This is a genomic window from Nocardioides sp. S5-5, from assembly GCF_054954065.1.
Window position 1 is genome coordinate 160,240 of sequence record NZ_CP199913.1, and the last position, 22,276, is coordinate 182,515.

The 22,276-nt window shown below is 65.3% G+C and carries 16 protein-coding genes and 2 pseudogenes; 10 read left to right on the top strand and 8 right to left on the bottom strand.

Going from position 1 to position 22,276, the window contains the following annotated elements; translation table 11 throughout:
• Positions 1–59 precede the first annotated feature (59 nt).
• The 3 genes and pseudogenes from ACUP6Y_RS00715 to ACUP6Y_RS00725 form a co-directional block, all read left to right on the top strand.
• A complete protein-coding gene (locus ACUP6Y_RS00715; protein WP_462552196.1) occupies positions 60–1,322 on the top strand; it encodes an ISL3 family transposase in 1,263 nt (420 codons plus the stop codon).
• A 27-nt stretch (positions 1,323–1,349) separates the two neighbouring features.
• Positions 1,350–1,691: a hypothetical protein gene (locus ACUP6Y_RS00720; RefSeq protein WP_462553688.1), complete on the top strand. Its 342-nt coding sequence runs from the start codon at positions 1,350–1,352 to the stop codon at positions 1,689–1,691.
• Positions 1,661–2,065 (top strand): annotated as a pseudogene (locus ACUP6Y_RS00725) (transposase); the annotation flags it as partial. The gene ACUP6Y_RS00720 and the pseudogene ACUP6Y_RS00725, both read left to right, overlap by 31 nt.
• Here ACUP6Y_RS00725 and ACUP6Y_RS00730 read toward each other — a convergent pair.
• On the bottom strand, positions 2,022–3,320 hold the full coding sequence (locus tag ACUP6Y_RS00730; protein ID WP_462551837.1) for an ISL3 family transposase: 1,299 nt from the start codon (positions 3,318–3,320) through the stop codon (positions 2,022–2,024). The pseudogene ACUP6Y_RS00725 and the gene ACUP6Y_RS00730 sit on opposite strands and share 44 nt — an antisense overlap.
• 769 nt (positions 3,321–4,089) lie before the next feature.
• Here ACUP6Y_RS00730 and ACUP6Y_RS00735 point away from each other — a divergent pair.
• Entirely contained in the window at positions 4,090–5,250 is a 1,161-nt protein-coding gene (locus ACUP6Y_RS00735; RefSeq protein WP_462553689.1) for a Glu/Leu/Phe/Val family dehydrogenase, read from the top strand.
• Between the two features lies 1 nt (position 5,251).
• Positions 5,252–6,733, top strand: coding sequence for a 2-oxoadipate dioxygenase/decarboxylase (hglS, locus tag ACUP6Y_RS00740; RefSeq protein ID WP_462553690.1), 1,482 nt, complete (start codon positions 5,252–5,254; stop codon positions 6,731–6,733).
• A 104-nt stretch (positions 6,734–6,837) separates the two neighbouring features.
• Here the strand turns inward: hglS and ACUP6Y_RS00745 are convergent, their stop codons facing one another.
• The 7 genes and pseudogenes from ACUP6Y_RS00745 to ACUP6Y_RS00775 all read right to left on the bottom strand — a co-directional run bounded on the left by ACUP6Y_RS00745 (position 6,838) and on the right by ACUP6Y_RS00775 (position 16,311).
• Positions 6,838–8,142 carry an IS256 family transposase gene (locus ACUP6Y_RS00745; protein WP_462553128.1) on the bottom strand — a complete coding sequence of 435 codons (1,305 nt, stop codon included), beginning with the start codon at positions 8,140–8,142 and terminating at the stop codon, positions 6,838–6,840.
• Positions 8,143–8,322: 180 nt separating this feature from the next.
• Positions 8,323–9,234 (bottom strand): helix-turn-helix domain-containing protein, encoded by a 912-nt coding sequence (locus ACUP6Y_RS00750; RefSeq protein ID WP_462553691.1) that lies wholly within the window; start codon positions 9,232–9,234, stop codon positions 8,323–8,325.
• Between the two features lie 65 nt (positions 9,235–9,299).
• Positions 9,300–10,103 carry a LysR substrate-binding domain-containing protein gene (locus ACUP6Y_RS00755; protein WP_462556830.1) on the bottom strand — a complete coding sequence of 268 codons (804 nt, stop codon included), beginning with the start codon at positions 10,101–10,103 and terminating at the stop codon, positions 9,300–9,302.
• Between the two features lie 60 nt (positions 10,104–10,163).
• A pseudogene (locus ACUP6Y_RS00760) lies at positions 10,164–10,379 on the bottom strand (helix-turn-helix domain-containing protein); the annotation flags it as partial.
• Entirely contained in the window at positions 10,339–13,071 is a 2,733-nt protein-coding gene (locus tag ACUP6Y_RS00765) for an FAD-binding and (Fe-S)-binding domain-containing protein (RefSeq protein WP_462553692.1), read from the bottom strand. The gene ACUP6Y_RS00765 and the pseudogene ACUP6Y_RS00760, both read right to left, overlap by 41 nt.
• A gap of 149 nt (positions 13,072–13,220) precedes the next feature.
• Positions 13,221–14,672 carry a M20/M25/M40 family metallo-hydrolase gene (locus ACUP6Y_RS00770; protein ID WP_462553693.1) on the bottom strand — a complete coding sequence of 484 codons (1,452 nt, stop codon included), beginning with the start codon at positions 14,670–14,672 and terminating at the stop codon, positions 13,221–13,223.
• A gap of 157 nt (positions 14,673–14,829) precedes the next feature.
• A complete protein-coding gene (locus ACUP6Y_RS00775) occupies positions 14,830–16,311 on the bottom strand; it encodes a PucR family transcriptional regulator (RefSeq protein WP_462553694.1) in 1,482 nt (493 codons plus the stop codon).
• A gap of 90 nt (positions 16,312–16,401) precedes the next feature.
• On the opposite strand from ACUP6Y_RS00775, the gene ACUP6Y_RS00780 reads away from it, so the two are divergent.
• The 5 genes from ACUP6Y_RS00780 to ACUP6Y_RS00800 all read left to right on the top strand — a co-directional run bounded on the left by ACUP6Y_RS00780 (position 16,402) and on the right by ACUP6Y_RS00800 (position 22,271).
• The gene (locus ACUP6Y_RS00780) at positions 16,402–17,505 is read left to right on the top strand and encodes a DUF917 domain-containing protein (protein WP_462553695.1); all 1,104 of its coding nucleotides are present in this window, start codon (positions 16,402–16,404) and stop codon (positions 17,503–17,505) included.
• A gap of 60 nt (positions 17,506–17,565) precedes the next feature.
• Complete coding sequence (locus tag ACUP6Y_RS00785) at positions 17,566–18,576, top strand: sugar ABC transporter substrate-binding protein (protein ID WP_462553696.1); 1,011 nt, start codon at positions 17,566–17,568, stop codon at positions 18,574–18,576.
• Between the two features lie 23 nt (positions 18,577–18,599).
• The gene (locus ACUP6Y_RS00790) at positions 18,600–20,120 is read left to right on the top strand and encodes a sugar ABC transporter ATP-binding protein (protein WP_462553697.1); all 1,521 of its coding nucleotides are present in this window, start codon (positions 18,600–18,602) and stop codon (positions 20,118–20,120) included.
• The gene (locus ACUP6Y_RS00795; RefSeq protein ID WP_462553698.1) at positions 20,117–21,124 is read left to right on the top strand and encodes an ABC transporter permease; all 1,008 of its coding nucleotides are present in this window, start codon (positions 20,117–20,119) and stop codon (positions 21,122–21,124) included. Before ACUP6Y_RS00790 ends, ACUP6Y_RS00795 begins: the two co-directional genes overlap by 4 nt.
• A 109-nt stretch (positions 21,125–21,233) precedes the next feature.
• A complete protein-coding gene (locus tag ACUP6Y_RS00800) occupies positions 21,234–22,271 on the top strand; it encodes a zinc-dependent alcohol dehydrogenase (protein ID WP_462553699.1) in 1,038 nt (345 codons plus the stop codon).
• Positions 22,272–22,276: the final 5 nt, after the last annotated feature.

Below are 22,276 nucleotides of genomic sequence, written 5' to 3' on the forward strand. Positions count from 1 at the left end.
CGTTCCCTGTCTAGGTTTCTGAGCTGTTGAGGAACCGAAACCAGTGAGCGGAGAACGGCGTGCAGAACGCCACCTTATGGCGCGCCCTGTTGGGGGTCGAGAAGACGGTCGTGGAGGACATCGAGTTCGACGAGGACGAAGAGCTGTTGGTGGCCCATGTGCGGCCGCGGAAGCGTGCTCGCGGTCGTTGTGGACGGTGCGGGCGACCTTCGCCTGGCTACGACGCCGGAGAAGGCCGGCGACGGTGGCGGGCACTGGACCTAGGCACGATCCAGGTCGTGCTCGAGGCGGACGCACCGCGGGTGAGGTGTCTCGAACATGGCCCGACGGTCGTCGCGGTGCCCTGGGCACGGCACGCGGCCGGCCACACAGTCGTGTTCGACGAGCAGGTGGCCTGGTTGGCCACCCAGTGCTCGAAGAGCGCGGTGGTCGAGCTGATGCGGATCGCCTGGCGCACCGTCGGCGCGATCATCACCCGGGTCTGGGCCGACGTCGAAGCCCTGCACGACCGGTTCGCGGACCTGCGACGGCTGGGGATCGATGAGATTTCGTACAAGCGCGGGCACCGATATCTGACCGTGGTCGTCGACCACGACAGTGGTCGGCTGGTGTGGGCCGCACCGGGCCGTGACAAGGCAACCCTGGAGAAGTTCTTCGACGCCCTCGGCCCCGAGCGCAGCGCCCAGATCACCCACATCTCTGCAGACGGGGCGGACTGGATCAGCACGGTGGTCGCACAGCGGTGTCCGAACGCGGTGCGCTGCGCTGATCCGTTCCACGTTGTCCGCTGGGCCACCGACGCGCTGGACGAGGTCCGCCGGCAGGCCTGGAACGAGGCCCGTGGCGCCGTCACCCAGCGCCGCGCCGGACGAGCCAGCGGCCAGGCGAAGGCACTCAAACACGCCAGGTTCGCGTTGTGGAAGAACCCCGAGAACCTCACCCTCCGGCAGCGGGCCAAGCTCGCCTGGGTCGCCAAGACCGATCCGCGCCTGCACCGCGCCTACCTGCTCAAGGAAGGCCTCCGGCTGGTGTTCCAGCTCCCGCACGACGAGGCCGAAGAGGCCCTCGACGTCTGGATCGGCTGGGCCCGTCGCTGTCGGATCTCGGCCTTCGTCGATCTGCAACGCCGGATCGTCAAGCACCGAGCCTCTATCCTCGCCGCGATCGAGCACGGCCTGTCCAATGGACGCATCGAGTCGGTAAACACCAAGATCCGACCGATCACCCGGGTCGCCTTCGGCTTCCGCTCACCCGAAGCCCTGATCGCCTTGGCCATGCTCAACCTCGGCGGCCACCCACCAGTGCTCCCCGGCCGCAAATGACCCACGGAAGGGTCAGGAGAGCCCGAAATGATCGTCAAAGCGAAGGAGTGGATCGCCGCCAACCCGGACTCCGTACAGATCTGGGAGCGTCCCGGCTACAAGATCCCGGGCGGCTCCGTCGAAGAGGGCACTCTCAAAGACATCGTCGCCATCCTCCCGGCACAGCTGCGACAGCGACTCAGGTCGACGAAGAACCCCGGACCCCACCACATCCTCAGCGCCGCAGTGGAAAGCGTGCAGGTCGATGCCGACACCGCCTTCAAGACTGAAGGCGCCTACTTCGTGGACCTCGCTCGCGGGCAGGTCGCCAAGAACATGATCAGCTCTTGGAGGTCGACTACCCCGACGCCGAGCAGGTGGTGCTGGTGATGGACAACCTCAACACCCACAACATCGGATCCCTCTACGAGGCATTCGAACCCGACAGGGCGTTCGCCCTCGCGCAACGCCTCGAGATCCACCACACCCCCAAGCACGGCTCCTGGCTCAACATCGCCGAGATCGAGCTCTCCGCGCTGACCCGGCAATGCCTGGACCGCCGCATCAGCGACCTCGACGTCCTCAACACCGAACTCGCCGCCTGGCAGGCCGACGTCAACGCCGATCAGCGGAAAGTCAACTGGCACTTCACCACCGACGACGCACGAATCAAACTCCGACACCTCTACCCAAAACAGGCTCTCCTGACGCATCTGTGGGTCAGTTTCGGCCGGGGAGTGCTGGGCGGTAGCCGCCGAGGTTGAGCATCGCGAGGGCGATCAGAGCGTGGGCGGAGTGGAATCCGTAGGCCATGCGGGTGATGAGGCGGATCTTGGTGTTGGTCGACTCGATGAGCCCGTTGGACAGGCCGTGCTCGATCGCTGCGAGGATCCGGGCGCGGTGTTTGACGATGCTCTTCTGGAGCTTCACGAACGCTGGGATCCGGCAGCGACGGGCCCAGCTGACCCAGCGGTCCAGCGCAGCGACGGCGGCCTTGTAGGGCACCCGGAACACCATCCGGAGCCCTTCCTTGAGCAGGTAGGCCCGATACAGCCTCGGGTCGGTCGCAGCGATCCAGGCCAGCATCGTCTGCTGGTTCTCGGTGAGGTCTTCGGGGTTCTTCCACAACGAGTACCGGGCACCCTTGAGCGTCTTGGCCCGCTCGTTGCCGGGCCGGGGCGGCGCGTCCGCGGGTGGGCGTCCACGACCACGCTTCGGCTCCTTCCTGGCCTGCTTGCGGGCGTCGTTCCATGCCTCGCGGCGGACCTCGTCGAGGGCGTCGGTGGCCCACTTCACGATGTGGAACGGGTCAGCGACCCGGACCGCGGCCGGGCACATCTGGGCGACGATGGCGTCGATGAAGTCGGCTCCATCCGCGCTCACGTGGGTGATCAGCTTGCAGCGTTCGGGGCCGAGGAGGTCGAAGAACTCCCGCACGGTCGCTGAGTTGCGTCCCGGGGCGGCCCATACGAGGCGTCGGGTGTCGTGGTCGACCACGACCATCAAGTACTTGTGGCCCTTCTTGTAGGAGATCTCGTCGATCCCGATCCGCCGTAGGCCGGCCAGACGATCATGCTGGGCATCGATGTCAGCCCAGACCCGGGTGATGATCGCCCCGACAGTGCGCCACGCGATTCGCATCAACTCGGTCGCGGTGGTCTTCGAGGCCCGCGTCGCCAGCCAGGCGACCTGATCATCGAAGGCCAGCGTGTGACCGGCGTCGTGCCGAGCCCACGGGACATGCGCGACCACGACACCGTGGTCGCGGCAGCGGACCCGAGGGGTGTCTGCCTCGAGCATCGCGACCGTCGTGCCCAGGTCGAGCGACCGCCAGCGACGCCGTCCCGGCCCGGTGTCGTAGCCAGGACACCGACGCCGACAGATCCCGCACCGGCCCTGTTGCCTGCTGGTGGGTCGGACATGAGCGATCAGGACCTGGGCGTCCTCGTCGTACTCGACCTTCTCGATCACCGTCTTCTCGACCCCGAACACGCCTCGCCATAGGCTGACATCACGCACGCCGCTCTCCTGTGCACCTGGTTCCTGTTCCTAGACAGCTCAGAAACCTAGACAGGAAGCGGCGTGCGGCTCGTTCAGGCGCGCTCAGACACCCACAGGTACGTCAGGAGAGCCCCAAAACAGCAAGAATAAGAAGCGACACTCTACTAGCATGCGTGCCGCTGGTTTGGTTCAAAGAATTGACCGTCCGGCAGAAGCGATTCCGCGACCCGTCAATCGTCGGTGTCGGAGGTCGAGGACCAACTGCTCGAGCGGGATCAAGGCAGCAAGAGGGCCGGCCAGCTGGTGTCGCGATCGGTAGTCGCCGAAGTTCAATTACGCCGCCGCTGGTCCCTCCGATCGACTCCGGGCGGGGGTGGAAACAGCTGCACTGGCAAGAGGTAGGTGGCGTTTCGGCCTTCGTCCGAACGTAGCGGGGCTGAGATTTGGGGATGGCGCTCGGCGACGTCGGCACACACTGGTGCGGGTGTGAACCGCCCCGGGTCTAGTGGAAGCGTTGGTGGGCTGACTGAGGCTGACGAGTGAGTCTGGCTAGCGGACGGGAGTCGCGGCATCACTTTTTAGGAGTTGGGCAATCGGTCTCGCTTACCAGCGACGAGCTCATCCGCCACGCCGCGGCGATCCCAGGGCATCCGGCAAGTCGATGGTGACCCTCAGAATCTCTATGGCTTGTCTTACCACTACGCGTTCTCACGCCCTCGCCTGACCGAACGGTGACAGCCAAGACTTGCTGTCGTCCAAGCAGAGCCCGAACATAGGAGCGCCCGCCATGTCCGTTGACACCCTCGATCTGATCGACGAGTGGGGACCGGAGAAGGTCGTCTGCGTATCTGACCGGCGTTCAGGGATGCGAGGCGTTCTCGTCATCGACAACACCGCTCGCGGGATGGGCAAGGGCGGGACGCGTATGAGCCCGACCCTTGATGTATCCGAAGTGGCGCGTCTTGCGCGCACTATGACGTGGAAGTGGGCGGCGGTCGATCTGTTCCACGGTGGCGCAAAGGCGGGCATCGTCGGTGACCCGCACGCTCCGAACAAGGAGGAGATCCTCCGTGCATTCGCGCGAGCACTCTCCAACGAGGTCCCGGCCGAGTACGTCTTCGGCCTCGACATGGGCCTCGCCGAGTCTGATGCAGCCATCTTTCTCGACGAGCTCCGCGACCGGGGCGCCGCCGTTGGGCTCCCGTCCGCGCTTGGCGGGCTGCCTTACGACCAATTGGGCGTTACGGGCTTCGGCGTCGCCGAGGCCGCCGACGCCGCGGCAAACGCGGCGAACCGAGATCTCAAGGGGGCGACCGTCGCCATTCAAGGGTTCGGCGCGGTTGGACAGGCCGCTGCCGAACGACTGATTGTGCTCGGGGCTCGGGTGACCGCGGTCTCGACGGCGCGTGGGGGCGTTATCGACCCCAATGGGATCGATGTCGCGCGACTCGGCGAGCTGCGTGCCCATGTGGGTGACGACTGCGTCTTGGAGTACGGCAATGCCACTACCGCAGACCAGGTCCTCCATGCGCCCGTGGACGTCCTTGTACCGGCTGCTCGCCAAGATGTCATCGACACTGATCTGGCGAAGGAGACGACCGCTTGGATGGTCGTTGAGGGAGCCAACATGCCTACCACCCGCGACGCGCTCGACGTTCTTCACGAGCGCAACATCGTCGTGGTGCCAGACTTCATCGCCAACGCCGGGGGAGTGGTGGCTGCCGCCCATTCCATGGATGCACGATATTCACCGTTCGTGGTCGACCCCGATCAGGTGCTCTCGATGATCGCTCAGAAAATGCGTCGGAACGCAGAAGCAGTCGTTGTTGAGGGCGGCAAACGGGGCCTGTCGACGCACGAGGCGGCCCGACAGCTCGCGCAGGACCGCGTGCGTGAGGCGATGGCCCTCCGCGGGCAGCTCAAGCCGAGCCAGAACCAGGGAGAATGAGATGTTGACAAAGTCAGTCCTCACGCGAACGGAACTGCGCGCGCAGTTCGCAGCGAAGCTGTCAGCGCTGTATGGAGCCGAGGTACCGGCCTACAATACGCTCGTTGAGGTCTCCCAAGAGGTGAACGAGCGGGTCCTGAGTCGCAGTGGGGCCGACGCCGAGCGGTTTGGAACCATTGAACGGGTGACGGCCGAGCGGCACGGCGCGATCCGGGTCGGGTCACCGCAAGAGATGGCACAGGTGGCGCGAATTTTCGCAGCGCTGGGTATGGAGGCCTGCGGCTTCTACGACCTCCGCGATGCCCGCCCGCAACCGATCCCCGTTGTCTCTACCGCGTTTCGACCGATTGCGGACACTGAGCTGGCCGCGAACCCATTCCGGGTGTTCACCTCCATGCTGGTCCCCGAGGATCGCAGGTTCTTCGACTCCTCGCTTGAACAGCGGCTCAAGAACTTCCTCGCGAATCGCCGGCTGTTCCCTAGCGAGCTTCTTACCTTGGCCGACCGCGCCCTCCAAGAGGACGGTCTGGCACAGGACAACGCCAAACGCTTCCTTCAACTCGCCACGAACGCTTTCGCGCTTTCATCCGAGCCAGTAGACCGCGGATGGTATGCCGAACTAGAGCGGATCTCCAGCGTGGCGGCCGACATCGGCGGCGTGACCACCACGCACGTCAACCACCTCACCCCTCGCGTCCTCGACATCGACGACCTCTATGTCTCCATGCAGGCCCGCGGAATCGAGATGATCGACCGGATTCAGGGCCCGCCGCGGTGGTCAGGACCTGACGTACTGCTGCGGCAGACGTCCTTCCGTGCCTTGGCCGAACCCCGCAAGTTTCGCGACCCGGACGGATCGGTCACTGACGGGGCGTTGCGTGTGCGGTTCGGCGAAGTCGAGGCGCGTGGCATCGCGCTCACTGCGCGAGGTCGTGACCTGTACGAGCGGCTGGTAGCCGAAGTGGAGGTTGCAACGGCAGCCGACCCAACGCTCGACCGTGAGGCCGTCGCAGTGGCCGTGTGGGAAAGCAACCTTCCGCGGACCGAGAGCCGGCTATGTGCCCAAGGGCTGGCCCATTTCACCTACGACCTGAACCTTGAACCGCTGCGTCGGATGGGCAACCAACTTCGCGCTGCCGTCGCGGCCGGAGACATCGAAGAGCTCTCCGCAGCCGGCGTTCTCATGATCAAACCGGTGGTGTACGAGGACTTCCTGCCGAAGTCCGCGGCAGGAATCTTCGCGTCCAACCTGACTGGAAATGGCGAAATGGACGTGTCGCAAGGTGGCGCGGCCCGATCCGCGGACTGGATGTCGGATGTCATCGGTGCCACCGTTCACGATCCGCAGGACCTCTATGCAGCTGAGTCCGAGCGTAGCCGCAAGCAGGTCGAACACGACCTCACCGCTTACGTGGCGCACTCCGGGGGTATGCCAGTCCGTCCTGTTGTGCTCAAAGATCAAGGCGACAACGCAAAGCTCTAGGTGTGTAACTGACGGAGGCCTATGCCAGCGGGTCGTTGGCTTTCTGTCGTAGGCGTTCGTAGGGAGTCTGACCGAGCAATAGTCAAGACCTGTGGATCGGCGTGTCATGCGGCGTGAGCGTCACCTCCTGATTCGTGGCTCGAGGGCTGCCCGTCTTGGTCGTTGGGGCGTTCGACGAGTACTCCGTTCTTGAACGTTGCGCCGGCACGGACGAGCGCGACGAGGTGGGGTGCGTTCACGGCACGCCACCTGGCCTGTGCGGACTCGATCAGTTTGAACGCCATCGCGATCCCGGCCGCTCGGGAGCCGGGCCCCTTGGTGATCCGCTGACGCAGCCGCACGGTCGCGAACGTCGACTCGATCGGGTTGGTGGTTCGTAGGTGGACCCAGTGCTCGGCGGGGTAGTCGTAGAAGGCGAGCAGCACGTCGAGGTCATCGGCGACCTTCGCGACGGCCTTGGGCCACTTCGTGCCGTAGTCGGCGGCGAACGCCTTCACCGCCGACCTCGCGTGGTCCTTGTCCTCGGCGTTCCAGATCTGCGCCAGTGCCGTCTTCGCGCCCGGCTGGGCCGACTTCGGGAGCGCGTTGAGGACGTTGGCGATCTTGTGGAACCAGCAGCGCTGCTCGTGGGTTTCGGGCCAGACCTCGCGCAGCGCGGCCCAGAACCCCAGCGCCCCGTCACCGACCGCGAGGACCGGTGCCCGCATCCCACGCCGCTTGCACGAGCGGAGCAGGTCGAGCCAGGACTCGGTGGACTCGCGGTGTCCGTCGTCGAGCGCGATCAGCTCCTTCGAACCGTCGGCACGCACGCCGATCATCACCAGCAGACATACCTTGTCCTGCTCCAGGCGGACCTTGAGGTGGATCCCGTCGACCCACACGTACACGTAGTCGGGCCCGGCCAGGGAGCGCTTGTTGAACGCGGCCGCCTCGTCTTGCCAGTCCTTGGTCAGCCGGGTGATCGTCGCTGGCGACAGGCCGTGGCTGGTGCCCAGGAACTGGGTCAACGCTGGCCCGAAGTCACCGCTGGACAGGCCGTGCAGGTACAGCAGCGGCAACACCTCCGCCACCCGCGGCGACTTCCGTGCCCACGCTGGCAGGATCGCCGAGGCAAACCGTCGCCGCTCCCCGGTCGCCTCGTCGATGCGCTTGTCGTTGACCCGCGGCGCCCGTACCGGGACCGCACCCGCGGCCGTGGTCACCTCCCTCGGCTGGTGGAACCCGTTGCGGACCACCAACCGCCGACCCTGCTCATCGACCTCGTCAGCGAACGCCTCGACATAGGCGGCAACCTCGGCCTGCAACGCCGCAGCAAGCATCTGCCGAGCGCCGTCGCGGACGATCTCATCAAGCAGCGACCCACCGGCCGCCTCGTTGGACGCCGAAGCGTCGTGAACTACCTTGAGCATGGACGTACCTTCCCGAGCCGGCGCGCCAACGCCGACCCCGATCCGAACTTGAGCATGGGCTTCGATCTTGCTCGGGAGGTACGTCCACTTCACGTCACCTCGCCGAGAGCCATCCACAGGTTCTGATCATTGCTCAGTCTGACCTCCGAGGGGCCTGCTGCACGAACGGGTAACAGTGGGTCAGGTCAAGATGTCACCTATCCGTGCAGCAGACCCGAGGGCGCCGTGCGGTCGATCGCAGTTGTAGTAGTCCTCCCACTCCTGGAGTCGGGTTTCGAAGAGCCGGGCGTCGTCGATGACCTCGCCTTCGAGGAGGCGGTAGAACTCCTCGGAATCGTGCGGTGAAACCTCTCCACCTTGCCGTTGAGCTGTGGCGTTCGGGGCTTGATACGGACGTGCCCGATGCGCTTGTCGAGTAGGTGCCAGTGGAACGATGCGCCGAACTCTTGGCCGTTGTCGGTTCTGCACCTTGTCGACCTGAAACGGCAGTTTCGATAGGACGTGGTCGATGAACGCGATGGCCGTCTTCTGGTCGTTGCGAGGGTAGGCGCGGAGCACGTGCAGGCGGGTGCAGTCGTCGGTCGCGGTGTACCGGTAGCAGCGCTTCTTGCGGCCGATCTGGCCCAGCAGGTCGACGAATTTCACGTCCACCTGCAGTTGGTGGCCCGGCCGTTGCTTCTCGTAGCGCTTCCACCGGGTCTCACGTCGCTTGTAGCGCTGCGATGCGGGGAGGCGGTTCACGCCGGCGCGATGCAGGATCCGCCAGATGTCTGACGGGCTGATCTTCACCTGGTGGTAGCGCTCCAGGTACATCGAGATCTTGCCGGGCCCGAAGTGGTACTGCTGGCGAAGCCAAAGGATCTTCTCAACCACGTCAGCGCTGGTCGCCGTCGGCGAGTTGTGGGGTGCGCTGGAGCGGTCCTTGAGGCCTTCGAAGCCTTCCTCTTCGTAGCGCTTGAGCCAGCGGTAGTAACAGGTGCGGCTGGTGCCGTAGTACCGGCAGGTCGCCGAGATGCTGCTGCTGACTTCTTCGACGTGTTTGAGGACGGCCAGCTTGTGCGTGGCTCGCCGTTCGAGCTCTCGGTCGGTCACGAAGATCTCCTATGGATCAGAGACCCGACCTGTCAACAACCTCCGTCAGTTCTAGATCTAGGCGGTCAGCGGTGGCTAAGGGCCACCGCAGCGCCGGGAAGCAGGAGGCTGGGCGCCACTTGAACGCCGTCGACCGTTCCGAGGTGCAGTGCGGTTGAGCAAAGCGCCCGCAGGAGCGGGGTCACGGTTGGGTTCACGCAGTCGGTCAGGTAGACCGCTCGCACGTGCCGGCGCGCGTTAAGACCGCACGACTTGGTCGCGTCCACGTCCGGATCGACGTTTGAGGCGGCGAGCGCGGGAACTACCGCAACTCCGAGCTCGGCCGCGACGATGCGGCGAACCACCCCGTAGTCGTTCGTGCGGAAACGAACTCGGGGGGCGAAGCCGTGACGTGCGCAGATGAGCCTCAGTGTCTGAGCGCCGGGGCTTTCCTCGGCCGTTGAGACCCAAGATGCATCCGCGAGCTCGTCGAGCCGGTGCACAGTCGCGGCCTGGTGTTTGGCCTGCAGTAGGAAAAGGTCCTCTGTGAAGAGGTGCTGCTGCGCGAGCCTCGGGCCTCGTCCGCCTTCGTCGGCGGAGGTGCTATATGACGGATACGGGTGACGCCCGGCGCTCGTTGGTCGACCGCCCCCCGACTCCGGCGCATCGATCTCGTAGTCGTATACCAACGCGACGTCGAGTCTGCCACTGTGCAGGCGGTCCAGTAGATCGCCGGGCTCACCCTCGTCGAGATCGACCTTCACTGCCGGTGCCGCCTTCAGCAGCGCCGACACGGCCGGGGGAAGGACATGTTGGCTCGCAGTAGGGAAGCTGCCGAGCCGAACCCTTCCGTTGCGCCCCGAGGCCCAGTCAGCGAACTCGGACTCCACGCGGTGCATCATCCCTAGGAGCTCACGCGCGCGCTCGGACAGCACGAGGGCTGCGGGGGTGGGCGAGATGGAACGCGCGGAGCGTTCGAAGAGTGGCGTGCCGACTGCACGCTCGAGGTGGGCAACCTGTTGGGAGACCGCGGACGGGGTGTATCCGAGTTCGCGTGCTGCCGCGGAGAACGACCCTGCCCGCAAAACAACATCGAAGGTGAGCAGCTGCGTCGGATTCAGCATTTCAGTCGCGCGCGGTTTGGGGCGACGACTGGAAGCGCACATCCCTACCTGAGAGCTGAGCTGCCAGGAGTTCCGCGAGGTGAACGGCGCGGCGGTCGGTCAGGTCGGCGATCTGGGTGCGGCACGAGAATCCGTCAGCGAGCACGACCGTGTCGTTGTCGGTCACGGCCAGCGCCGGCAAGAGCTGCGTGTTGGCTACGGCTACCGATACGTCGTAATGGCCGCGTTCGACTCCGAAGTTCCCGGCGAGACCGCAGCAACCGCCGACGCGGATCAGCTCGGCTCCGGCCGCGCGCAGCAGCGCCTCGTCTGTCTCCCAACCCATGATGGCGTGATGATGGCAGTGCGGTTGTGCGAAGATCTTGAGCCCGCTCATGTCCGGTGCCCGCCACGTAGGGGTCGAAGACAACAGTTCGGCCAACGTGGTGGTCGCTCCGGAGACGGCCTGCGCTTCTGGAGATGAGACGAACTCAGCGACGTCGTGACGAAGCACTGCCGTACATGAGGGCTCGAGGGTGACGATGGGTGTACCGGCATTCGCCGCTGGCGCCAGGGCAGCCACGGTTCGTTTGAGAATCTTGCGGGCCGCATCGAGCTGACCAGTTGAGATCCAGGTCAGGCCGCAGCACGCTGGGTCGGACAGGATCGGCGAATATCCCGCCGCTTCGAGCACCTCGATCGCGGCTCGACCGAGTTCGGGCTTGAAGTAGTCAGTGAAGGTGTCGACGAAGACCACTACGGGCAGGCCTTCGGCCGCCGGCGGCCTCGTGGCAGCCCACGCCCTGAACGTTTCCGAAGCGAACACCGGCACCCGACGTCGAGCATCTACGCCGGCGAGCCGCAGCGCCAGCCCGCGGGTGAGCCGGCTGGTGGTGACCAAGTTGGCGAACCTCGGGGCCCGGCTTGCGAGGCGTGCCCACCGTGGCAACCATCCCAGCGAGTAGTGCGCCGCAGGGCGCAGCCGCCTGCGGTACTTCTGGTGCGTCGCTTCGGCTTTGAGGCTCGCCATGTCCACGCCGGTCGGACAGTCGGATGCGCAGCCCTTGCAAGAGAGGCACAGGTCGAGGGCTTCTGCTACGGCTGGCGACTTCCAGTCGCCTTCCAGGTGCCCGCCCACAAGGTCCTGGAGCACACGGGCCCGACCGCGGGTGGAGTCCTTCTCGTCGCGGGTCGCCTGGAAGGACGGGCACATGACCGCGTACGAATCCGGTTCGGTAACGCGACAGCGGCCGACGCCGGTGCATCGGTGGACGGCTCGCGAGAAATCCCCGTTGTCGCGTGGAAGAGCGAGGCGGGTCAGCGGCGCTCGTGACGACATGGGCGTGATACGCAGCGCGTGGTCGACAGGCTTGGGGTTGACAATCACCCCTGGGTTGAGGAGCTTCTCAGGATCGAAGATCGCCTTCACCGACTCAAACAAGGCAATGGCCTCGGGGCTATACATCCTCGGCAGCAGGGAGCTGCGTGCGCGACCGTCGCCGTGCTCACCGGAGAGGGAGCCGCCGTACTTCACCACTAGGGTCGCAGCATCCTCGAGGAACTCGGTGAAAACGCGGGCTCCGTCCTGCAGCGGGAAGTCGAGCCGGACGTGGATGCAACCTTCGCCGAAGTGTCCGAATGGGAGGCTCGACATGCCGTAGGTCTCCACCAGGCGGTCAAACTCGCGCAGGTATTCGCCGAGGGCGTGGGGCGGCACGGCTGCGTCCTCCCACCCGGGCCACGCAGCGTTCCCCGAAGGGGTCCGTCCGGCGAGCCCGGCGCCGTCCTCGCGGATGCGCCACAGGGCCGCGGCTTCGTTCGCCTCGGGCACGATGCGGGCGTCGTCGGCGGCCGTGTCCGCGATGAGCGCAGCCGCGGCAATGTGGAGGGTGGCCATGTCGTCGCCCGAGAGCTCAACAAAAAGCCATGCACGGCCGGTCGGGAGGGGCGGCACGGCGCCAGGCCCGCGCCTGTCAGTAATGGTGTCGACGATGCGGGCGTCCAGCCCCTCGCAGGCCGACGGGGCATGCCGATTGACGACGACCGCGTCGTCTCCCGCAGCGGCGATGTCGGGGTAGCCCAGCACGACCATCAGGCTGTGGATGGGGCGTCGAACCAAGATGACCTCGGCTCGCGTGATGAGGCCGAGAGTTCCCTCGCTTCCCACCAGCATTCTGGTGAGGTCGAACTGATTCTCCGGCAAAAGGTGGTGCAGCGCTAACCCTGAGATCTGGCGTCCGAAGGTACCGAGCTCGGTCCGTAGAGTTGCCAAGTGTCGCGCAACGAGAGCGCGTAGTCTGTCTTGGCCGTCCTGGAAGCCCACAGCCAACTGGTGCTCGCGACTGGTGCGGAGCAGCTCGCCGGTGCCGGTGACCAGTTCGAGACCATTGATGTTGTCCGCGGTGCGGCCGTAGCGCAAGGAGCGTGCCCCGCAAGCGTCGTTCCCGATCATGCCGCCGATCGTGCACCGTGTGTGCGTGGAGGGGTCCGGTCCGAAGACCAGTCCGTGCACTTGCGCCGCGCGCTGCAACTGGGCGTGGACCACTCCAGGTTGAACCACCGCTGTCCGCCGCGCGGGGTCGATGGACACGACCTCGTTCATGTGCCGACTGAAGTCGAGGACGATTCCCCCACCGATGGCGTTGCCTGCGACCGACGTCCCAGCACCGCGGGCGACGATCGGAACTCCGCTCTGTCGTGCGACGTCGAGCGTGGCCATGACCTCTTCGTCGTCGTGGGGGCGCACCACTGCCATCGGTGCTACGCGATAGAGAGACGCGTCGCTGGAGTAGGCGGAGAGATGCGCCTGGCTGACACTGACGTCGCGCACCCCGACCCGTCGGAGTGCTGAGGCTATCGTGCGGTTGGCGCCCTGATCGGCCGCTGTACGATATGGCTGGGTGCTCATACCGGTTTCGCCGCCGAGCCGGTCGAGAGGCTCAGGGCCTCGAGCAGGGCGACCTGAGCGTGGATCAGGCGGGCGAGCTCTTCCAGATCGAGGCTCTCGTCGGGGCCGTGAATCCGGGCGCGTTCGGTGTCCTGCGGTCCCCAGAGGATCAGCTCGGCGCACGGTGCAGCGCTGGCGAGGGCTCGGACAGCGGGGATCGATGCCCCCGAGCCTTCCGTGACCGCTGGTCGGCCGTACGCACACTCGAGGGCGGCGCTCGCGAGCGATTCGAAGGGCCCACCGCTGCTTCGGAAGCCGGAACCACTTGTCAGTGGTTCGACTTTCAGCGTCGCCCACGGAGGGCAGCCGCGGCGCAGGTGGGCACTAAGCTTGGCGACTTCGGTCGCAGGGTCTGCCTCGGGAACCACCCGTAGCGATAGTTTCGCGCGTGCACGCGCCTGTACGACATTCGCCGCTTCCATGACGGTCGGCGCGTCGATCCCGACCACCGAGACGGCCGGCTGAGACCAGATGCGGTCGAGCAGCGTCCCGGCGCCGGGTGGTGCCGCGTCGGGAAGGATGCCCGCCGCGGTGCGCACCCATCGCTCAACTTCGTCGGCCGTGCCTGACTCCTGGTCGTGGCCGGTTTCGGCGGACTCCAGGCCTTCAACCGTCAGCACGCCTCTCTCGTCGTGAAGGGAAGCGAGCGTGGCGATGAGGGCAAGGAGCGCGTCCGGAGCGGCTCCCCCAAAGAGGCCCGAGTGGACGTTCCTCTCAAGCGTCTCGATGGTCAGCAGACACGACGCAACACCGCGGAGAGAGTTGGTCAGTGACGGGACACCGACCTTGGGGGGTCCCGTGTCCGCGACAATTACGAGTGCCGCGCTTTGAAGGCGCTCGTCCCCGTCGATAAGTTGCGCCAGATGACTGCGCGTCTCTTCCTCGCCCTCGATCACGATCTCCAGTGAGGGAAGGCCGCTGGCGGAGTCAGCGTCGTGGAGCTCGGTCGAAAGTTGAGACGACCCCCTCCTGAGAGATGGATCATGCCGGCGGCGCAGGAGCTCGACGGTCGCCAGGTGCAACACCACCCCGGACTTGTCGTCTGCTATGCCTCGCCCGTAGACACGGCCGTCGGCTCCCTCAGTCAGCGCCCAAGGGTCGACGGTCCAACCTTGGTCTGGGGCCGCTGGCTGGACGTCGTAGTGGGCGTAGAGGACAACGGTGGGGGTGCCGGCCGCCCCAGACACCGATGCCCTGACCAGCGGGTGACAGCCCTCACGGTCGACGATCCACACGTCGTCGGCGCCGACAGACCCCAGCTGGGCAGCGACCAGCGCCGCAGCGTCCCTGACGCTCTGGGCCGGGTGGCCGGGCGCGGACACCGACGGGATGGCGACCAGGTCGGAAAGCCAGTCCCGCACCTGCGGCATGAGCGACGCGACGTCGACTCGAATGTTCTTCTCCTGCAAGGCGGCCCTCATCCCTCGTCGCGCGTTCTTGAGGGATCAGTTCAGCCCGCCCGCCAGCCGAAATGTTAGGGGCACAAGTGACAGAAAACTGGACCTTGTTGTGACTTTTGCACAGGAGCTGTGCGCGAGGGGAACGACCGCCGAAATCTCGAGTGCCTCAACCGCCGTTCTCAAGTATCCAGAGGCGGCAGGCTAAGTGCAGCATCAGTCGGTCATCGGGGTCGCTGAGCCAGCCCTCGATGTGCGGCTCGATTTTGTCAACGCGGTACTTCACCGCGTTCGGATGAAGGTGGAGCGCAGCGGCGGCTTTCGCTCGTGAGCCGCCGTGGTCGAGTAAGGCGGCGACCGTTGTGATTGCCGTTTCGGGGGAGCGGACTTCATCGCTCAACAGGGGCTCGAGATACCTGAGTAGTGCGGGCCGGGCGACCATCGAACTGCCCAGGTCCGCGAGCACCTGGGCGGCCTCTGACGGATGGTAGTCAACGATGTTGTCGCGCTCGTTGCGGGCCCGGCTGATGCGCGCGGCCGTTTGGGACTCGGTCGCAAGCTGACGAATGCCGTTCGCACCGGTGAGGTTGATGCTTAGGCCGCCGAAGAAACGGGCTCCATCGATCTCGGTGTCCAAGACCTCGAGCAGTTTCTTGCCGATGCTGCGGACCTCGTCGAAGTCAACGGCCTCCTCGTGTGGCTGGCTATGCAGAACGGCTAGGTCCTGCTGGATTCGGGTGACGGCCCATGGGGCAGCACTCTCCCTTCTCTGAAGAAGGCCGAGTGCAACCGCGATGACCAACGCCTGGTGTCGGCGGTCGACCGCCGTGGAGAGACGTTGGGTTCCATCAGTGTTTAAGCTGGCCAAGCAGAGCATGCTGTGGCGGTCGTCAAGCCTGAACCCCGCCTGCCGGGCTCTGCTGTCGGTGTGCCGTTGCGCCTCCCCAGGGGCGTGAATCACGGCAGCAACAATCTCACTCCTCCGCTCGACGGATCGCCAGGTTTCCTCGAGCCGCATGGAAATGGCTGCCGCCAGGGCGGGAAGTGCCAGACTCGTTCCGGCGTCGACGCCGGGGTCGGCGCAGAGCCAGCCGATCGGATGTCCCCCGACCACCAGTGGCTCGCCCGTGGGTGGAGCAAGCCCCAGCCACTGGATGCTGAGTTTGGTAAGGAGCACGCCCTGTGCGGACTCAAGGATCTCGGCCAGCGATGCATCCACCATGGTCGAGCGCAGCATCTCCCTGAGCTGGCTGGCCCGTTCGAGCGAGGGATGATGTTCCACCTCGATGAGCCGGTCCAGTACACGGACCAGGCTGACGATGGATACGTCCGGAGCGCAGCCGAACACGCGAACGCCCGTTCGATCGGCCAGTTGCCGCACTGTTGACGGCACGTGCGAGGTGCCGACGAGCACGAGCCCGACTACGCCAGAGTCTGCGGCGAGCCGGACTGCAACGTCGAGTTCATAGTGAGCCACACGCTCGATCCCCTCGCGCGGCACGATCACGATCGAGGATTGTCCGGACGTATCTGTGCGGGCGATCTCGTCCAGTCGGGTGACCGCCGCGAGAGTGACCGGTGCGGTCGAGAATTCAGACGGTCCGGCGAGGTCGATCAGTGGGTGTAGGGCGGTGCCGGCGATCTCAACCATGGTTGAACTGTAGTTCGTCCACAAACACCAGGCGAGGTTTGTCGATCTCCGACGTTGAAGTGGCGTGCATCGCAGACGAGAGTTCCTGCCGTGGTGAAGAAAGCCGAAACGGCCAGTGTTGTGGAAACTATCGACGAGAAGCTGGTTGATGCCCTCGCGCTTGGCTGCGCGGTCTACGGTGCGGGCGGCGGTGGCAACGTCGAGACAGGTTCGTGGGCAGCGAAGCACGCGATTGAGGTGCACGGCTCCACGCCTGTGGTCCGGCTCGCCGACCTCGATCCTGACGATCTGATCTTGCCCCTGCACGCCATCGGGGCGCCTACGGTGTCCCAGGAGATGCTGCCCAGTGGCGAGGAGCCGGGGCTGATTCGTGACGAGATCGAGCGGGTGTTCGGCCAACCGGTCAAGGTGCTCATGGCGGGCGAGATCGGCGGTTCCAACGGAGTTCGCGCCGCCGGCTGGGCTTCCGCGCTCGGTGTACCCCTGCTGGATGCCGACGGCATGGGGCGCGCATTTCCTGACATCAACATGGTGGCAATGGAACTTGCCGGCGTAGTCCCGTCGGTGATCGTGGTTGCCGACGTTCAAGGCAATGTTTCAACCGTGCGTCCCACCGACGGTGCTTGGGCCGAGCGCATCGCACGTGCGGTTTGCGTGGCCTGTGGCTCCACGGCCCTCATGACTAGCTACGTTATGACGGCTCGCGAGGCGAAGGGCGCAGTCATCGAAGGATCGGTGACGCGCGCCATCGAGGTAGGCGAGCTGCTGCTCGCGGGCGGAACCTCGGTCGACGACCTGTGCGCCCACCTTGGCGCCACGAGGCTCATCACCGGAAAGATCACTGAGCTCGAACGAGCCGACGCTGGCGGCTGGGTCCGCGGCAGCGCGGTGATCTCTGGCTCCGGACCAGACCGAGGGCGGCTCGTTCGCCTTGAGATCCAGAACGAGAACCTCGTCGCATTTGAGGATGGTCGAGCCGTCGCTACGGTGCCTGACCTTATCGTCGCTCTGGACGCGGAGTCAGCTTGCGCCCTGGGCACCGACAACCTCCAGTTCGGACAACGAGTAGCAGTCATCGCTTGGCCGTGCGAACCCCTCTGGCGCACCCCGGCCGGCATGGCTATGACCGGACCCGGTGCGTTCGGCTACGAGATCGACTATCGCCCGATCGAGCAGATGCCGCACGGCACCTGACCTCGACACCCGGATTCAACCGCTCGGGACCTAACCCGCACACACACCAGGAGTAGGCACATGGGTGCACTTATCAAGACCCTCGGCAGCGCGGCTGCCGCGGTTGCGGTTCTCACCACCACGACCGCTTGTAGCGGCGACACATCCGGGTCCGGTGACTCGGAAGCGGCCATTGCGGTTCTGGTCGGGGGCTCCTCCAACGCCTACCAGGCAGCCGGCGTCGAAGCTGTGAAGGAAGCTGCGTCCAAGATGGGCGTGAAGGTCGACGTCTTCGACGCGGCGTTCGACGCCAGCAAGCAGTACTCGCAGTTCCAGACCGCCATCACCTCAGGCAAGTACGACGGAATCCTTATCAACCCGGTCGACGGATCCGGAATCGTTCCGCTCGTCGGTCAGGCGGCGGACGCTGACATCGCAGTAGCCGCTTGGAACCAGCCGATCGGCTCGGACTTCAGCACTCCCGAGCCGAGCGTCGACGGGGTGGTCGCTCAGGCGATGCTTCCGGTCGAGGTGAGCGGCAATATCACTGGCGAGCTCGTGAAGAAGGCCTGCGCCGAGGCCGAAGCCAACCCCTGTGAGGTCGCTGCCCTCTATTACAAGAAGGGGTCGACCTACGACACCGCGATCATGAAGGGGTTCGACGAGGCCGTCGCCGACGACCCCTCGATCCAGCTCGTCGCCGGTGCCGACACCGAAGCAACCCGGCAGGGCGGTCTGGCGGCTGCGCAGACGATCCTCACCGGACATCCTGGTGTCGACGTGATGATCGGCACCTCTCAGGCCGTAACTGGCGCGATTCCCGCCACCAAGGATGCCAACCACCACATCTACCTGATTGGCCAGGCGCTGACCAAGGAGGGCGCATTGGCAGTGGCCGACGGAGACCTCTTCGGCGGCACTCAGGCGATGGCCGGTGAGGAAGGCAAGCTCGCTTTCGAGCAGCTCGTGAACGCGATCAACGGGGATCCGGTCACTGCGGCCATCAATCCCGGCGAGTATCTCAAGTCGGCGTGCGTGGACGGCGTCGTCGCCGGCAACGTCAAGAACTGCTCGTTCGACTTCAGCGGCTGAGCAGGACCGGAGGGAGGGATCAGATGACCACCGTGCTCGAGACCTGTGGCGTCGGAAAAACGTACGCAGGCAAGTCTGTTCTCAACGGCATCGATCTCTCCTTCCGGGCCGGCGAGATCCATGCTCTCGTCGGTGAGAATGGGGCTGGAAAGTCAACGCTTGCGAACATCATCGCTGGAGCGCTGCGCCCCGACCAAGGTCACCTCGAATCCGCCGGCCGACGGGTTGTCTTCACCTCGCCGCGCGCCGCACGACAAGGCGGAATCGCATTCGTTTCTCAGGAGCTCTCCTTGCTTTCGCAACGGACAGTCGTCGAGAACGTCTTCACCGGTCAATACCCCACGTCTGTTCCCGGAGTGGTCTCGCGGACCAAGATGCGCCGCAAGTTCGCGGAGCTGGTTCGCGAGACCGGCCTCACAATCGACCCGGATCGGCGTGTGGACCGACTCAATGCGGTTGAACAGGAATTCGTTGAGATCCTGCGAGCGGTCGCTGCGGGAGCTCGGCTCATCATCTTGGACGAGCCAACCACAGCCACGACCCAGGACCAGGCAGAACAGATCTACCGGCTCATCACGCAGCTAGCGAACCGCGGGGTCGCGGTGGTCTTGATCTCGCATGACCTGGACGATGTTCTACGCGTCTGTGACCGAGTCACCGTCCTGCGGGATGGCCGGTTCATTCGGACTGTCGTTAAGAACGAGGTCTCCAAGAGTCAGCTGATCAACCTCATGATCGGACGCGACCTCGACGAACTGTTCCCTCAGTTGCCCGAGTGTCCGCGCGATGCCTCGCCCGCACTCAGGGTTGAAGGGCTCGGCCGGCGCGGGGCGTTCAACGACGTCACTTTCGAGGTGCGTCGTGGAGAGATCCTCGGGATCGCCGGGCTGGTTGGCAGTGGACGCAGCGAGGTGCTGATGTCGCTCGTCGGGGCTGCGCCTGCAGACGCCGGGCGCATCCTGCTGGGCGGCGTCCCCGCTCGCATCCGCTCGGTCCGTCAGGCTCAGGTGCGAGGGATTGCGCTTATCCCCGAAAATCGGAAGTTGCAGGGTCTGCACCTCGAGCATTCGATCGAGCGGAACGTGACGCTCCCGCACCTACGGTCGATGAGCAAGGCAGGGATGGTTCTGCCGTGGCGCTCGAGGCAGATCGCTGCGCGCGGCGTGCAGACCACCCGGGTCAAGACATCCAGCATCAAGTCTCCGGTCCGAACCCTGTCCGGGGGGAACCAGCAGCGAGCGCTCTTCGCAAAATGGTTGGTACAACAGCCCGCCGTCCTGTTGGTCGACGAACCCACCCGCGGCGTCGACGTTCAGGGTAAGCACGCCATCTACGAGGTCCTCGCGGACCTCGCCCGGAACGGCGCGGCGATCATCGTCGTCTCTTCCGAGGCCACCGAAGTTATCGGCCTGAGCCACAGAGTCCTGGTTATGCACCAGGGCAGCATCGCGGCCGAGCTCCGCGGGACCGATATCTCCGAGCAAGCAATCGTGAGCGCCGCCTTCGGCACGGAGTCGGCGCGACAAGGAACGGAAAGCCAATGAGCCAGGCAAGTCAGGAACGGGTCGTAAGGATCGACACCCAGCCGCGGAGGTCATCAGGAGCTACGGCAAAGATCATTTCCTGCATCAGACAGGCCGGGATCCTTCTCCCATTCATCGCGCTCTTCTTCGTCCTGTGTGGCGCCAGTAGCTCGTTCTTCACCTCCGCGAACCTGCTGAATCTGTTTGACCAGCAGTCAACGATCCTCATCGTCGCCGTCACCAGCACGCTGGTGCTCATTGCTGGAGGCGTCGACCTCTCAGTCGGCGCGGTCTACGCACTGAGCGGACTGGTCGCAGCCAAGCTGACGGTTCACATGGATCCTTACCTGGCCATCGGCGTGGCGGTGCTCGTCGGACTCGCCATCGGGTTCGTGAACGGGGTGCTTGTCACCGTCATCAGGATCAACCCACTTATCGCCACCCTAGCTACCTCCTACGCCGTGGCCGGGATCGCGACCATCGTTGCTGGTGGCACGGTGCTCATCGTGAACGACGAGCGCTTCAAGCAGCTCGGGACCGACTCGGCCTTCGGGCTGAGGCTGACCTCCATCCTGGCCATCATCGTGATCGCCCTGACTTGGTTCCTGCTCTCGGCCTCGACCTACGGGCGCAGCCTCTTCGCCGTCGGAGGAAACGAGGAGGCCGCCCGTCTCTCGGGCGTCAGGACGAACGCCGTTAAGGTGCTGACCTACGCGATCAGCGGCGCAGGCGCAGCGTTCGGTGGGGTACTGGTGGCCTCTCGGGTTGGTTCCGGCCAGGCCGACCAGGGCACCCAGACGTCGCTGGTCTTCATCGTGCTGGCCGGCATCGTCATCGGAGGCACGAGTCTCCTCGGCGGTGACGGTGCGATCTGGAAGACCTGCGTTGGGATCCTGTTTCTCGCGCTCATCAACAACGGGTTCGTGTTGCTCAGCCTCGACGGCGTGTACCAGCAAATCGCTGCTGGCGTGCTGATCGTGATCGCAGTCGGCAGCGACAGCTATCGACGCGCGCGGCGCTCCTGACTGGAACCCGTAGACCCTCCGGAGATCTCTACCTGAGATCACGAGACCAGCAAGCATCAACAGCTCGATCGCCGCACCGGGCGAACGAGGACAAGCAAGGAGCAGAGAAGTGGAAGCAAAGTCGGTCTGGTTCGCATCTGAGCGCACAGTCGAGATTCGCACCGAGGAGATCGGTGACCCCGGCCCCACCGAGGTCCTGTGTGAGGCCATCGCCTCGGGCATCAGCCACGGTACCGAGATGACCATCTTCCGCGGACAGGCCCCGGACACCCGCACGGTTCTCGATCTGCCGCAGGACCTGATCCAACCGCAGGCGACCATGGGTGGGTCCTTCGAACAGAAGTTCCCCATCAAGTACGCCTACGCCAACGTCGGTCGTGTCCTCGAAGCCGGCGTCGAATCCGGGCTCACCACCGGCGACTTGGTCTTCACGCGCGTCCCGCACCAGACCCACTACGTCGTGGACAGGTCGCTGTGCACGCTGCTTCCGCCTGACCTCGCCCCAATCGAGGCAGCAACCACGGTGGGACTCCTCGACGTCGCGGTCAACGCGCTGCTCGACCACCCGGTATTGTTCGGCGATGTCGTCATCGTTTACGGCATGGGCTTGGTCGGGCTCTTCACCGCCAAGCTCGCCAAGCGTACGGCCTCGGTCGTCATCGCTGTCGACCCCCTCGAACGCCGGCGCGAGCTCGCCCTCCAGTACGGCGCAGACGTGGCCGTTCACCCTAGCGACGCGCTGAGCACCGTCAAGGAACTGAGCGGTGGCCGCGGAGCAGACGTGTCGTTCGAGGCGAGCGGCGCCCCGGCCGCCCTGCAGTCTGCGATCGAGGCCACGGGCGCCGAAGGCACCGTGGTCGTGCCGGCCTACTACGGACGCAAGCCCGTCGATCTGATTATGTCGCCCGAGTTCCACATGCGGCGCCTGCGTATGGTGAGCTCCTCGGTCAACGCCCCCGACGGCCGAATCTCCGCACGCTGGACCAACGACCGACGACTCCAGCTCGACGTCGACCTGCTGACTGAGCTGCGGGCCGGAGACCTGATCAGCCACCGCATTCCGTTCGAGCGGGCCACTGAGGCGTTCGAGCTCGTCGATCAGCACCCCGACGAGGTGCTCTCGGTCGTGCTCACCTATGGCAGCTGAACTTT

Excerpts from the sequence above, each read along its gene's own strand:
- ACUP6Y_RS00720 (WP_462553688.1), top strand. The coding sequence starts at position 1,350 with ATGATCGTCAAAGCGAAGGAGTGGATCGCCGCCAACCCGGACTCCGTA.
- ACUP6Y_RS00735 (WP_462553689.1), top strand. The coding sequence starts at position 4,090 with ATGTCCGTTGACACCCTCGATCTGATCGACGAGTGGGGACCGGAGAAG.
- hglS (WP_462553690.1), top strand. The coding sequence starts at position 5,252 with ATGTTGACAAAGTCAGTCCTCACGCGAACGGAACTGCGCGCGCAGTTC.
- ACUP6Y_RS00745 (WP_462553128.1), bottom strand. The coding sequence starts at position 8,142 with ATGCTCAAGGTAGTTCACGACGCTTCGGCGTCCAACGAGGCGGCCGGT.
- ACUP6Y_RS00765 (WP_462553692.1), bottom strand. The coding sequence starts at position 13,071 with ATGGCAGTGGTGCGCCCCCACGACGACGAAGAGGTCATGGCCACGCTC.
- ACUP6Y_RS00775 (WP_462553694.1), bottom strand. The coding sequence starts at position 16,311 with ATGGTTGAGATCGCCGGCACCGCCCTACACCCACTGATCGACCTCGCC.
- ACUP6Y_RS00785 (WP_462553696.1), top strand. The coding sequence starts at position 17,566 with ATGGGTGCACTTATCAAGACCCTCGGCAGCGCGGCTGCCGCGGTTGCG.
- ACUP6Y_RS00790 (WP_462553697.1), top strand. The coding sequence starts at position 18,600 with ATGACCACCGTGCTCGAGACCTGTGGCGTCGGAAAAACGTACGCAGGC.
- ACUP6Y_RS00795 (WP_462553698.1), top strand. The coding sequence starts at position 20,117 with ATGAGCCAGGCAAGTCAGGAACGGGTCGTAAGGATCGACACCCAGCCG.